The organism is Rhizobium sp. PDO1-076, from assembly GCF_000247475.1.
In the GTDB taxonomy this organism is placed as follows: domain Bacteria; phylum Pseudomonadota; class Alphaproteobacteria; order Rhizobiales; family Rhizobiaceae; genus Allorhizobium.
On sequence record NZ_AHZC01000030.1, the window covers coordinates 1 to 13,554 of the forward strand.

The window sequence follows — 13,554 nt, forward strand, 5'->3', positions numbered from 1 at the left end:
TTATGGCATCGCGCCGATCCATATGTCGGTGCGATTGTGGGCGAACACACTTACAACGTCGACGCCTATGACAGCCTGCAAAGCTACTATGTGAAGGCCGCATCCTATGCCGGCAACAGCTTCCGGTTTGCCTACAAGAGTGAAGATGTCTCCGATTTCGTCCAGCGGCCGGAATTTGCCGAATGCGCCGCGCTGGACGATTCCTACCGTCTGTGGACCTGCCGCGAAGATGTCTGGCAGGATCGGTTCCGAGGCAAGACGGTCGGCGGCACCGCCTATCCCAACAATCGGTTCAGCGCTGTCTTCTTCCAGCCTTTCTATGCCGGACAGACATTCGGCCTGGGCCAGATCAATCCGCTGACCGCGCTCATGCTGTCGGATCTCGTCCATCAGAAATCCGGCTATGCCAAGCTCGACGAGAACGATGCGGTTGGCGTCTACAAGGCGATCATGGATCCCGATATCTCGCTCGCCTTCATGGCGGCGGTCATCCGCAAGTCCATTGATGACTATCGCAGCATTGCCAATGTCGACATCTCCCAAAATCCCGGCGTGACGGCGACATTGTTCAATATCGGCAATTCGCAGCAGCGCGCCCGCGCGTTGCGCGCGCGCAATGCCGGTGGTGCGACCAATTGGCCGGAAGAGAACTATTACGGCTGGTTGGTCAACGATCGGCTGGACGAGTTGGAGGACCTGCTCTAACTCCATAGGGGCGATGATGCCCCTATTGGAGCATAGGCATGATTACCCAGCCCCAAATCGCAGATTTCGAACCGCCGGCGCCGTTGCCGCGCACTATTCCTCCCGGTCGGCTTGAGATTATCAGAACTGTTCTGCGCAATCCGCTCGAATTGTGGGGCGTACCGTCCTACACTTGGCCATGGATCGAGACGCGTTTCTTCGGCCAGACGACACTCATCGCCAATGATCCCGGCCTGATTCGCCATGTGCTCGTCGACAATGCAGCCAACTACGAAATGTCCGAGGTGCGCCAGCTGGTCTTGCGCCCGATCCTCCGGGATGGCTTGCTGACAGCGGAAGGACCCGTATGGAAGCGGTCGCGCAAGGCCATGGCACCCGTCTTCACGCCACGCCATGCGCGCGGCTTTGCGCTGCAGATGCGCCAAAAGAGCGAAGATTTCCTCTCGCGCTACGAGACGCACGAACCGGCAGGCGTGGTGCGGGACATTGCTGTCGACATGACCGAACTCACTTATGAAATCCTGTCGGCCACGCTTTTTTCGGGCGGCATCGTTTCTGAGCAAGGTGATTTCGCAAGGGACGTCGAGGATCTCCTGCACAATATGGGCCGCGTTGATCCTTTTGATCTGCTGAAGGCACCAAAATGGGTTCCACGCCTCACCCGGATCCGCGGTCAGAAGGTATTGCGCAAATTCCGACAGCTTGTCCGCAACACCATGGACCTGCGCCGCGCCCTGATGGTCGCCGACCGAAGCACGGCGCCGAATGATTTTCTGACCTTGCTGCTGGACCTTGAAGGTCCGGACGGCCTGACCGGAGAGGAAATCGAGGACAACATCCTGACCTTCATCGGTGCCGGCCATGAAACGACGGCGCGCGCGCTGGCCTGGACGTTCTACTGCGTCGCCCACTGCCCTGATGTGCGCGCCGCGATGGAAGAGGAGATCGACAGGGTGGTCGCAAGCGGTGCCGACCCTGTCGACTGGCTGGAACAGATGCCGCAAGTACGCGCTGCCTTTGAGGAGGCGATGCGCCTCTATCCTCCAGCGCCGTCGATCAATCGCGATGCGATCGCGGACGACAGCTACACCGCGGCCAACGGCGAGGTGATCCACATCGCCAAGGGCACGACGGTCCTCGTCATGCCATGGACGCTCCATCGGCATGAACTCTATTGGGAAAAGCCGCGCGTCTTTGATCCGTCGCGGTTCCTGCCCGGTGCACGGGAAAAGATCGGCCGCTTTCAGTATCTGCCATTCGGCGCCGGTCCCCGGGTTTGCATCGGTGCCACGTTTGCGCTGCAGGAGGCGGTCATTGCCTTGGCCGTGTTGATGCAGCGGTTCCGGTTCGATGTCACGCCGGAGACAAATCCCTGGCCGGTCCAGAAACTCACGACCCAGCCGGCAGGTGGCATACCGATGCGCATTACCCGCCGCAAGGCGCGAAACGACCCTGCATCTGACGCGGGTCCGCTGGTGCAAACGGAAGCGACTATGCCATAACGGTTTCGGCTCCCCGGGAGCAAAGACTGGAAGACAAGGCGGCCTTCGTGACCTCAGACACTATGCTCGGCATCGATACCGGCGGAACCTATACCGATGCGGTGATCTACAGCGAAACGGCGGGTATCCTCGCCAAGGCCAAGGCCCTGACGACACGGCACGATCTGTCGATCGGGATTGCCGGTGCGCTCGAGAACGTGTTGGCGACTTCAGGCATAGCGCCGGAGGCTATCGGACTTGTCTCGCTATCGACGACACTTGCGACAAATGCACTGGTTGAGGGGCAGGGCGGGCGTTCCGCTCTGGTGATGATCGGCTTCGGGCCTGAAGACCTCAAGCGCGACGGCTTGGCCGATGCGCTGGGCTCTGATCCGGTGCTGTTCATTGCCGGCGGCCATGATGTGCACGGCAACGAGACGCCACTTGATCTCGAGGCACTTGAGGCTGCCTTGCCAAGGTTGGCACCGCATGTTTCGTCCTTTGCGGTCGCCGGATATTTTGCCGTGCGCAACCCGGCCCATGAATTGAAGGTGCGTGAGGTGATCCGCGCCCAATGTGGTCTGCCTGTTACCTGCAGTCACGAATTGTCGTCCAAGCTGGGCGGTCCGCGCCGTGCGTTGACCACCTTGCTGAATGCGCGCCTGGTGTCGATGATCGACCGGCTGGTCGGATCGGCGGAGAACTATCTGAAGCAGCGCGGGATAGTTGCCCCGCTGATGGTGGTTCGGGGCGATGGCGCCTTGATTTCGGCTGCCGAAGCAAGACTGCGCCCGATCGAGACCATCTTGTCGGGACCGGCGGCAAGTCTGGTTGGTGCCCGTCACCTGACCGGTCTGGACAACGCCGTTGTCTCCGATATTGGCGGAACCACCACGGATGTCGCGATCATGGAAGGCGGTCGTCCCCGTCTGGATCAGGATGGCGCGGTGGTCGGCAATTTCCGCACCATGGTCGAGGCTGTCGCCATGCGCACCTTCGGCCTTGGCGGTGATTCGGAAGTTCGCTTTGATGACCGTGGCCTTGCGGCCCGTATCGATCTTGGCCCCCGCCGGCTGGTGCCGCTGAGCCTCGCGGCAGCCTTGCATGGCGGAGCGATTCTCGATGTGCTGGATCGGCAGGTCCGTGCAACCCATCTTGGCCGCCACGATGGACGTTTTGCCGTGCGCACCGGTATTCCCGATCATCTTGCGGCCGGGCTTCAACCGCAAGAGGCGGCATTGTTTGCCAAGATCGGCGCCACGCCTGTGGCCCTTGATCAACTGATATCCTTCACCCAGCAGAAAGCGACGTTGGATCGTCTCGTCGCGCGCGGCCTGGTTCATGTCATCGGCCTGACGCCGTCGGATGCGATGCATATGCTGGGTCGCCAGGGACAATGGAACAGGGATGCCGCCGAACTGGGCTTGAAACTCGCCGTTCGCCAGAAAACCGGAGCAGGCCAGCCGATTGCAGCTTCGCCCAAGGCATTGGCTGAACGCATCGTCGATCGCCTGACTCGCCAGTCCGCCGAGGTGATCCTGGCTTCCTGTTTTGCAGAAGACGGCATTCCGGACATCGTCCCGGTGCGCTCGGTGCTAATCGATCGCGCGCTCAACCGGGAGCCCGGGATTGCCTGCTTTTCTTTGTCTCTCGACAGGCCTTTGATCGGCCTCGGCGCTTCGGCAGCCGTCTATTATCCGGCCATCGCTGATCTGCTCTCGGCAGAATGCGCCGTGCCACCGGATGCCGATGTGGCCAATGCGGTGGGCGCCGTGGTCGGCCAGGTTCGTAGCACCACGACAGTCTTCATCACATCGCCGGAAGAGGGCCTCTTTATTCTATCCGGCGCCGGCGATAGCCTGCGTTTTGTCGATGAAGACAAAGCGTTTGCGGCGGCGCGCGACCGAGCCTCGACCATTGCACTGGCGCATGCCGAGGCAAGTGGTGCTGCCGATGCGATCCTGACTTGGCGCGAAGAGGTCGATGCGCCGGAGATCGAAGGTCGGCGCAAGCTGGTGGAAGCGCGTATCTATGCCACCGCCAGCGGGCGCCCGAGAATGGCAAGGCATTGATACTTTCTATTTTGGAAATAATATTTCTAATTTGTGCATGATTGACTATGAATGCATTCGGATGATGGTAGGCGCCAAGCGCGCGCCGCATTGCGAGGAGAATTGCCCATGACATTCGTTGAAAGCCACGGTCTGTCGATTGACCAAAAACTGCATGAGTTCATCACCGCGCGCGCCATACCTGGCACGGGCATCGAGGCCGACCACTTTCTGGCCGGGCTTTCCGCGATTGTGCACGATCTGGCTCCGAAGAACCGGGCACTGCTGGCACGCAGAGACGAACTGCAGGAAAAGATCGACGCCTGGTATCGCCAGAACGGCGCGCCGAGCGATATGGCGATCTACGAGGCTTTCCTGCACGAGATTGGCTATCTGTTGCCTGAAGGTGAGGCATTTAAGATTGCAACCGGCAATACCGATCCGGAAATTGCCACGATCGCCGGACCGCAGCTTGTCGTGCCGGTGATGAACGCCCGCTATGCGCTGAATGCGGCCAATGCCCGCTGGGGCTCCCTGTACGACGCACTCTACGGGACCGACGCCATCCCCGAAACGGACGGCGCAGACAAGGGCAGGGGCTACAACCCGGCCCGTGGTGCCAAGGTGATCGCCTGGGCGCGTGATTTCCTCGACCGCTCGGCGCCGCTTGCGGCCGGAAACTGGGCTGCGGTGTCTGCCCTAGCGGTTGAAAATGAAGCCCTGTCCGTGCGCCTGAGCGATGGCGGCATGACCGGGCTGTCTGATCCGGCACAGTTTGCAGGTTATCGTGGTGCGCCGGATGTGCCGACGGCAATCCTGCTCAGAAAGAATGGTCTGCATGTCGATATTTCGATCGACGGCACAGGCGTGATCGGCCAGACCGATGCGGCCAGGATCAACGACATTCGCCTCGAGTCGGCACTGACCACCATCATGGATTGCGAGGATTCGGTCGCTGCTGTCGATGCCGAAGACAAGGTCGTGGTCTATGACAACTGGCTTGGTCTGATGAAAGGCGATCTGACCGAGGAAGTGGCAAAGGGCGGAAATTCCTTCATCCGTGCCCTCAATCCGGATGTCGAGTACATGGCGCCGGACGGTCGACCCGCCACGCTACCCGGACGCTCGCTGATGCTGGTTCGCAATGTCGGCCACCTGATGACCAATCCAGCCATCCGGGACAGGGATGGCAACGAGGTGCCAGAAGGCATCATGGATGCGGCGTTGACCGGATTGATCGCCCTGCATGACGTCGGGCCTTCGGGTCGCCGGAAGAATTCCCGCACGGGTTCGATGTATGTCGTCAAGCCGAAGATGCACGGCCCCGAGGAAGTTGCCTTCGCCTGCGAGATCTTCTCGCGCGTCGAAACCTTGATCGGGATGGCGCCAAATACCATCAAGATGGGCATCATGGATGAGGAGCGTCGCACCACGGTCAATCTCAAGGAGTGCATCCGCGCAGCCAGGGACCGCGTCGTCTTTATCAACACGGGCTTCCTGGATCGAACCGGCGACGAAATCCACACCTCGATGGAAGCTGGCCCGATGATCCGCAAGGGCGACATGAAGCAGGCAGCCTGGATCTCGGCCTACGAGAACTGGAATGTCGATATCGGCCTCGAATGCGGACTGTCCGGCCACGCCCAGATCGGCAAGGGCATGTGGGCCATGCCAGACCTGATGGCTGCGATGCTCGAGCAGAAGATCGCCCATCCAAAGGCTGGCGCCAATACCGCCTGGGTTCCGTCTCCCACGGCTGCAACTCTGCACGCCACGCACTATCACAGTGTCGATGTGGCGCAGGTGCAGAAGGGCCTCATGACGCGACCGCGCGCAAACCTTGCCGATATCCTGTCGGTGCCGGTGGCAATCCGGCCGAACTGGACGCCAGAAGAGATCCAGCGTGAACTCGACAACAATGCCCAGGGCATCCTTGGCTATGTTGTTCGCTGGATTGACCAGGGTGTCGGTTGTTCGAAGGTGCCGGACATCAACAATATCGGCCTGATGGAAGACCGCGCAACCTTGCGTATCTCTGCCCAGCACATGGCAAACTGGCTGCATCATGGTGTCATCACCGAGGCGCAGGTCGTCGAGACGCTCAAGCGCATGGCCGTCGTGGTCGATAGCCAGAACGCGGGCGATCCGGCCTATGCGCCGATGGCCGGTAACTACGATGCCTCGATCGCCTTCCAGGCAGCCCTGGACCTGGTCCTGAAGGGACGACAACAGCCGAATGGCTACACCGAGCCGGTCCTGCATCGCCGTCGCCTGGAGTTGAAAGCCAAAACCAGCCGATAGTTGCGACATCGAAATGCCAAAAGAAAAGCCGCCAGATCGCTCTGGCGGCTTTTCTCGTTGTCAAAAATTTGACGTCCTATTGCTGGACGACGACCTTGGCGCTCTTGCCCGGTGTAACGCGATTGTAAAGGTCTATCACGTCCTGGTTCATCAGGCGAATGCAGCCTGACGAAGCGGCGGTACCGATCGAAGCCCATTCCGGCGTGCCGTGCAGGCGAAACAGCGTGTCCTGACCCTTCTCGTTGAAGAGGTACATCGCACGGGCGCCGAGCGGGTTACGCAGGCCCGGGTCCATGCCCTTTTCGACATACTGGGCCACGTCCGGCTTGCGTGCCGCCATTTCCTTTGGCGGATGCCAGGTCGGCCATGCCTGCTTCCATGCGATATAGGCTTCGCCCTCCCAAGCAAAACCCTGTTTGCCGACGCCGATACCGTAGCGAACGGCCTTGCCGCGCGGCAGCACATAATAGAGGAAACGCTCGCGCGTGTTGACGACGACGGTGCCCGGCTTTTCCGTGGTTGAGTAATCGACGATCTGGCGGTGGAACTTCTTGTTCACCTTTTCGATCGGGATCGCTGGCAGTGCGAAACCGGCATCGGTAACTTTGCCATAGGAATCACTGAAGATTTCGACCCTGGTGGTTTCGGCAACCTCCTTGGATCCTTCGGATGTGGTGGTACAGCCGGCAAGGCCTACGGATGCAACGAGGCCGAGCAAGGTCAGTAAATTGCGGAAGCGCATGGGGGAGCTCATGGTTTTGGCGGGGAGATGGTTGTCTCGACCATCTTTGATTATGGTTTATTTTTGATTAATCTCGGCGGTGCAAGCGCCGTATGTCAGCCGGGCGTCTTCGGCACTGCAAAATGACGCGGCATGGCTTTTTTGCAACATCTCCGGGGAGCAGGGACGGACATATCCATGACCTTAGTTTCGATCGCCGTTAACAATCCGCTAATCGATGGCCGCCAGTCGGACCGCGCGTTAATGGTTCGGCGCGGGGTTCAGCTTTTGCTGACGGATATGCGGTTTGCCGTCTTGCCGGAGCTGGCACTTGCCAATGGCCGTCGCGCCGATCTGATCGCACTTTCCGAACGGGGAGAGATCTGGATCGTGGAGATCAAGTCCTCCATCGAGGATTTTCGGGTGGACCGCAAATGGCCCGATTACCGCCGCTACTGCGATCGCCTGTTTTTTGCGACGCATGCCGCCGTTCCTCTCGATATCTTCCCCGAGGATTGCGGACTGCTGCTGTCCGATGGATATGCAGGCCATGTCGTGCGCGAGGCGCCGGAACATCGCCTGGCACCGGCAACGAGAAAGGCCGTCACACTGGATTTCTCCCGAGCGGCGGCTCAGCGCTTGATGATGGCGGAGTGGGCGGCCCGCACCCCTCGCGAATGATTTATTTCGGCGCCCGCTTGGCAAGGATGCGCTGCAGCGTGCGGCGATGCATGTTGAGCCGCCGTGCGGTCTCCGACACGTTGCGCTCGCAGCTTTCGTAGACCCGCTGGATATGTTCCCAGCGCACGCGGTCGGCCGACATCGGATTTTCCGGAATTTCAGCCTTTTCACCCGGCCTTTGTGTCAGTGCCAGGAAGATGTCGTCGGCATCTGCCGGCTTTGACAGATAGTCGAGGGCGCCGAGTTTAACCGCAGTCACCGCGGTGGCGATATTGCCGTAACCGGTCAGCACGACGATTCGCGTGTCCATTCGCCGTTCGCGAATGGCTTCGATGACATCGAGGCCGTTGCCGTCGCCAAGCCGAAGATCGACGACGGCATAGCTCGGCGGTGCCGACTTTGCCTTGGCGATGCCCTCGGCGACGGAGCCGGCGAGATCGACGACAAAGCCGCGACTTTCCATTGCCCTTGCAAGACGCCGCAAGAATGGTGCGTCGTCGTCAACGATCAACAGAGATGGATCTGCGCCGAGATCGACACCGGCTGGCGAGGTGGAATGGTTTGCTTTCGCAATCGAAGTTGCAACATCTGTCATGATCTGTATCCCGAGACCGATATTCTCGTCCTGGCTGAGCTTATGGGCACGAAAGGCTGGCCGGTAAAGTCATAAGGGCGTGTTTGCCTCCATGAATTCCCGTGGCCATGACACTATGACGCGGGCACCGGGGTGCTCGGGTGCGCCATTTTCGAAACGAAGGCTTGCGCCGGATCGCTCCAGCAGCGTCTTGGCGATGAAAAGCCCGAGGCCCAACCCGCCGGCACGCGCATCGCCCTGTCTGCTTGTAACATAGGGCTCGCCGATTCTTTGCAAGACCCCGGCAGAAAATCCAGCGCCGTCATCTTCGATCGTCACGGTGACCTGGCTTGCTGTGTGTTCAACGCTGACGATCACCTTGGAGCGCGCATAGTCGATCGCATTCTCCAGCAGATTGCCTAGCCCGTAGAGAATGGCCGCATTACGCGTACCAACCGGTTCTGTCGCCCGGTCGGAAAGCTCGACCAGATCCACCTTGATGCCGAACTCGCGATGCGGCGCCAGAACCTCCTCGATCATCGAGGAAAGTGGCAGCACCCGCATATGCGCCTCACCCTCGGAGGGAAGGCTGGTCAATCGTCTGAGAATGTCGCGGCATCGCTCGCTCTGGCTGCGCAGCAGTTGAACATCTTCGCGGAAGCGATCGTCCTCGCCCAGTTCGCGTTCCATTTCCTTGGCCACCACGCTGATCGTGGCCAATGGTGTTCCAAGTTCGTGGGCGGCCGCCGCCGCCAGGCCGTCCAGCTGGTGGAGATGCTGCTCGCGCTGCAGGATGAGTTCGGTGGCGGTCAATGCATCCGCCAGCAGCGTGGCCTCCTGCGAGACGCGGTACGCATAGAAGGCGGCAAATGCCATCATCGACACAATCGAGCACCACATCCCGACCTGCATCAGGGGGTGAACATCCAGGTGCCGGCCTTCGAACCACGGCAGTGGATAAGGTGTGAAGACCAGCAGCGTGATGAACCCCACAGCCGTGATCAGCAGCGCCGTCGAATGTCGACGAGGCTGCGAGGCAAACGAGATGATGACCGGTACGCAGATCAGCGGTGCGAAGGGATTGTTCAGGCCACCGGTGATGAACAGCAGGGCGCCCATCTGGAAGAGATCGAGCGCCAGAACCGCAAGCGCGGCCGCCGGTTCCAATCGGTAAGTCGAGGGGAATGCAAAGGACAGGAGCGCATTGGCGGCGGCCAGCGCGCCGATCAGGCCAAGGCATGTGGCCAGCGGTAACGGGAAGTCGAACCAGAAGGCGACAACCATGACGGTCAACGCCTGGCCGGCCACGGCCACCCAGCGCAAGCGCACCAGCGTTTCCAGCCGCAAACGGCGGCTCGATGGGCCGAACTTGGCCGAAAGCTCCATGCTCATTCTGTCTCGCCTTTCGTCTGATGCTTCAGGTTCCGCGCGGCTTCACCCGCGTGGTCGGATCTGCCTCTGCCGGGTTTTCCGGCCAGGGATGGCGTGGGTAGCGACCGCGCATCTCGCTGCGAACATCCTTCCAGGAACCGGCCCAGAAGCCCGGCAGGTCGCGTGTCGTCTGGATGGGCCGATGTGCCGGCGAGGTCAACTCGAGAACCAGTGGCAATTTGCCGCCGGCAATCGCCGGATGGCTTTTCATCCCATAGAGTTCCTGCACGCGGATCGCCAGGACCGGTTCTGCACCGTCATAGCGGATCGGATGCGCGTGCCCTGTCGGCGCAGTAAAATGTGTCGGTGCCAGGCGGTCGAGATCGTGGCTCAGACCATGCGGCATCAGCAACATCAAGCCGTCCTGAAGGCTGCCTGCGCTCACCTGTTCAAGGCTCGTGACACCCGACTGGAAGGGCACGAACCAGGTCTCCAGCGTCTCGAGCAGTGAATCGTCGCTGACATCCGGCCATGGTTCTCCCAGGCTTCGATGCAGGAAGCCCAGCCGCTGCCGGAGTTGCTCGCCCGCTCTGGAAAAGGCAAGCGCCTGCAGGCCAAGCAGCTTGACGCCTTCGGCAAGTGCGCGGGCCGCCTGCTCTCCCTTCGGTTTTGCAAGCGGCGACTCCTCCAGCACAATGGCCCCGATCCGGGTGACCCGGCGCGCCCGCACCTGCCGGCTTGTTGCGTCAAAGCCGCTTTCTTCCGATGTGTCGATGGCATCAGGCAGGCCGTCCTCGATCATCCCGCGCGTGATTTCCGCCGCCGCCAGCACGCGGCCCTGCGCCGCCTTGCCGGTCAGGTCGGCGATGACCAGCATGTCTGCGCCCGCCAGTCGTTCCGTCTCGGCAATCTCGGCACCGCGTCCATTTGCCATGACAAAACGCCCGCGCCCGCCGCGCCGCTTGGCGATCCGGTCCGGATAGGCATGCAGCAGAAGGGAGCCAGCCGAGGTCTCGGTTGCCGTTTTACGCCCGCCTGCCTCCTCGGCAAGTCGTGCGGCGAGCCTGCGTGCAGACACCGCCCTGTCTCCACCCTCGCGGCGAAAGCGCCGCAACCTTTCGTCGAGATCGAGATCTGGGCCGCCAAGGCCTTGCTCGGTCAACAGCACGGCAAGCTCTGCCGCCGGCCGCGCAAGATCTTCGTCAGCCGCTGCAAGAACCATGGCCGCAAGTCGCACCGGCAGGCCGAAATCCCGCATCTTGCGCCCACGCGTCGTCAACTGGCCTTGCGCATCCAGCGCACCCAATGCCTGCAGCAGCGCCCGTGCCTCTTTCAGTGTCGCAGCGGGGGGCATGTCGAGCAGGGCCAGTTGCGCCGGATCCGTCACGCCCCAGTGGGCCATGTCGAGCACCAGACCGGAAAGATCGGTTGCCAGGATCTCCGGCGGCGTGAAGGCGGGAAGAGCGGCCGTTTGTCCCTGATGCCAAAGCCGGATCGCAAGGCCCGGCTCTGTTCGCCCGGCACGTCCTGCTCTCTGGTCGGCAGATGCCCGTGATACCCGCACCGTTTCCAGCCGCGTAATGCCCGTCGCCGGCTCGAACACCGGCAGACGCTGCAGGCCGCTGTCGATCACCACCCGGACACCGTCGATGGTGATCGATGTTTCGGCAATCGAGGTCGCCAGCACGATTTTGCGTTGTCCGGCCGGCGCCGGCCGGATCGCTGCATCCTGTTCTGACTGGGAAAGATTGCCGTAAAGCGGGGTGACATGACTTGCCGGTGGCAGCTTGTCCTCAAGCCGCTGCAATACGCGGCGGATTTCAGCCTGGCCGGGAAGGAAGGCAAGGATCGAGCCCTGCTCGTTCGCATGGGCCTCCAGGATAGCCGAGGTCATCACGTCTTCGATCCGTTCCGTGCCTGACCGGTCGCGATGTGTAATGTCTACGGGATAGCTGCGACCTTCACTTTTGACGACGGGGGGATTGTCGAGCAGGGCGGTGATGCGGTCGACATCCAGCGTTGCCGACATCACCACCAGCTTCAGGTCCGGCCTCAAGGCCGATTGCACGTCAACGGCAAGCGCCAGGCCGAAATCGGCGTCCAGCGAACGTTCATGGAACTCATCGAAAAACACGGCGGCAATGCCCGTCAGCTCCGGATCCTCCAGAATCATGCGAACAAAGACCCCCTCGGTCACCACTTCAATCCGCGTCCGACCGGAAATCCGGTTGTCCAGCCGCATCCGGTAGCCGACCGTTTCGCCGACGCTCTCGCCGAGCAGTGTTGCCATACGGGACGCCGCCGCCCGCGCCGCCAGCCGCCTCGGTTCTAGCACGATGATCCGCGCATCCGCCCGCCAGCTTTCACCGAGCAGATGAAGCGGCACCAGCGTGGTCTTGCCGGCGCCGGGCGGGGCCGAAAGCACCAGTCGATTGCCGGTCTGCAGGGCGTTGGCGATCACCGGCAACTGGTCGCTGATCGGAAGCTTGGGCAGGGCAGGCGTCATGCCGCAGATGTATCCGTTGCCGTCTCGTAGGCAAGGATCGCGCCAGCCAGATCCTCGAGTGCTGCGCCGACCGACTTGAAAAGGGTGATCTCGTCGTCTGACCGCCGTCCCGCATGGCGACCCGTTACCAGTTCGGCCAGTTCAGCGCGGATATCGTCGCGCGTGATGATGCCAGCTTCAAGCGGTTGCAGTATATCGCCGGCTTCCGCAAAGGCGCCGTCGCGCGTGTCGACGAACAGCGTTGCGCGACGCACCGCCTCGTCGTCGCTTTCCCGCATATCGCGCTTGAAGGCACCGACGAGATCGAGATGCGCGCCGGGCTTCAGCCATGCGCCCTGGATCAGTGGTTGATGCGACAGCGTCGCGCAGGAAATGATGTCGGCAATTCGCGCCGCGGGCTCCAGGTCTGCGACCGCCTCTGCCGGATGGCCAAGCGCACGTGCCTCCGCGGCAATCGCCTCTGCTTTCGACAGATCACGGCCCCATATAAGGACACGGCTGATCGGACGCACGGTTCGATGCGCCTCGATCAGGTTCAGCGACAGCCGGCCTGTGCCGGTGACCAGCAGCACGGATGCGTCGGCACGAGCAAGATGACGTGCTGCAAGCGCAGAGGTGGCGGCGGTGCGTCGGGCTGTTAGCTCCCCGCCATCGATGACCGCCAGCATTTCACCGGTCTTGCCGGATGAGAGCAGATAGCTGCCATGAATGGCCGGCAGGCTGCGCCGAGAATTGTCCGGAAACACCGATACCAGCTTGACCCCTATATAGGAGCCGGGAACCCAGGCGGGCATCAGGAGCAACGTCGCCTCGGCCTCGCCGGGCACCGCGACGCCGTGATGGTGTCGGACCGGCATAACGCAGCCGCCGGCAAACAATCCGGCAATCGCCTCGATCAGCTGATCCCAGTTTAAGGCGTCGGCGGTCGCGGTCCGGTCGAGAAAAAGCATGGTCATGTCTCCTTTTGCTGTGCGTGACACTAGCAAGAGGCGCAGTTCGTGCAAGCCGGAGCTACTGTCCATGCCTGTATGACAGCGGCTCGGGCGGCAGAACTGCTCAGACAGCATGACCAGTGGCCGGGTGCAGTGCTCATCAACATTAGAGACGCCTATTTCTGCATATAATTCAATAGATTGTGTCTTTTCTGAAGTTTTTGCGACAGA

At 61.4% G+C, this 13,554-nt stretch carries 9 protein-coding genes and 1 pseudogene; 5 read left to right on the forward strand and 5 right to left on the reverse strand.

The window, feature by feature from the left end; genetic code table 11:
• The 4 genes and pseudogenes from PDO_RS02705 to PDO_RS02720 all read left to right on the forward strand — a co-directional run.
• Positions 1 to 705, forward strand: a pseudogene (locus PDO_RS02705) (DUF1402 family protein); the annotation flags it as partial.
• Between the two features lie 38 nt (positions 706 to 743).
• Entirely contained in the window at positions 744 to 2,207 is a 1,464-nt protein-coding gene (locus tag PDO_RS02710; protein WP_007597441.1) for a cytochrome P450, read from the forward strand.
• Between the two features lie 47 nt (positions 2,208 to 2,254).
• The gene (locus PDO_RS02715; protein ID WP_007597443.1) at positions 2,255 to 4,258 is read left to right on the forward strand and encodes a hydantoinase/oxoprolinase N-terminal domain-containing protein; all 2,004 of its coding nucleotides are present in this window, start codon (positions 2,255 to 2,257) and stop codon (positions 4,256 to 4,258) included.
• Positions 4,259 to 4,366: 108 nt separating this feature from the next.
• Positions 4,367 to 6,538 carry a malate synthase G gene (locus PDO_RS02720; protein WP_007597445.1) on the forward strand — a complete coding sequence of 724 codons (2,172 nt, stop codon included), beginning with the start codon at positions 4,367 to 4,369 and terminating at the stop codon, positions 6,536 to 6,538.
• A 76-nt stretch (positions 6,539 to 6,614) separates the two neighbouring features.
• Here PDO_RS02720 and PDO_RS02725 read toward each other — a convergent pair whose 3' ends face one another.
• Complete coding sequence (locus PDO_RS02725) at positions 6,615 to 7,280, reverse strand: L,D-transpeptidase (RefSeq protein WP_007597447.1); 666 nt, start codon at positions 7,278 to 7,280, stop codon at positions 6,615 to 6,617.
• Between the two features lie 177 nt (positions 7,281 to 7,457).
• On the opposite strand from PDO_RS02725, the gene PDO_RS02730 reads away from it, so the two are divergent.
• The gene (locus PDO_RS02730) at positions 7,458 to 7,940 is read left to right on the forward strand and encodes an MmcB family DNA repair protein (RefSeq protein ID WP_007597449.1); all 483 of its coding nucleotides are present in this window, start codon (positions 7,458 to 7,460) and stop codon (positions 7,938 to 7,940) included.
• A 1-nt stretch (position 7,941) separates the two neighbouring features.
• On the opposite strand, the gene PDO_RS02735 is transcribed toward PDO_RS02730, so the two are convergent.
• The 4 genes from PDO_RS02735 to lhpI form a co-directional block, all read right to left on the reverse strand.
• Positions 7,942 to 8,535 carry an ActR/PrrA/RegA family redox response regulator transcription factor gene (locus PDO_RS02735; protein ID WP_007597451.1) on the reverse strand — a complete coding sequence of 198 codons (594 nt, stop codon included), beginning with the start codon at positions 8,533 to 8,535 and terminating at the stop codon, positions 7,942 to 7,944.
• Positions 8,536 to 8,604: 69 nt separating this feature from the next.
• Positions 8,605 to 9,906: an ActS/PrrB/RegB family redox-sensitive histidine kinase gene (locus PDO_RS02740; RefSeq protein WP_007597453.1), complete on the reverse strand. Its 1,302-nt coding sequence runs from the start codon at positions 9,904 to 9,906 to the stop codon at positions 8,605 to 8,607.
• 25 nt (positions 9,907 to 9,931) lie between these two features.
• Positions 9,932 to 12,391 carry an ATP-dependent helicase HrpB gene (gene hrpB / locus PDO_RS02745; protein WP_007597455.1) on the reverse strand — a complete coding sequence of 820 codons (2,460 nt, stop codon included), beginning with the start codon at positions 12,389 to 12,391 and terminating at the stop codon, positions 9,932 to 9,934.
• On the reverse strand, positions 12,388 to 13,341 hold the full coding sequence (lhpI, locus tag PDO_RS02750) for a bifunctional Delta(1)-pyrroline-2-carboxylate/Delta(1)-piperideine-2-carboxylate reductase (protein WP_007597456.1): 954 nt from the start codon (positions 13,339 to 13,341) through the stop codon (positions 12,388 to 12,390). Before lhpI ends, hrpB begins: the two co-directional genes overlap by 4 nt.
• Positions 13,342 to 13,554 lie beyond the last annotated feature (213 nt).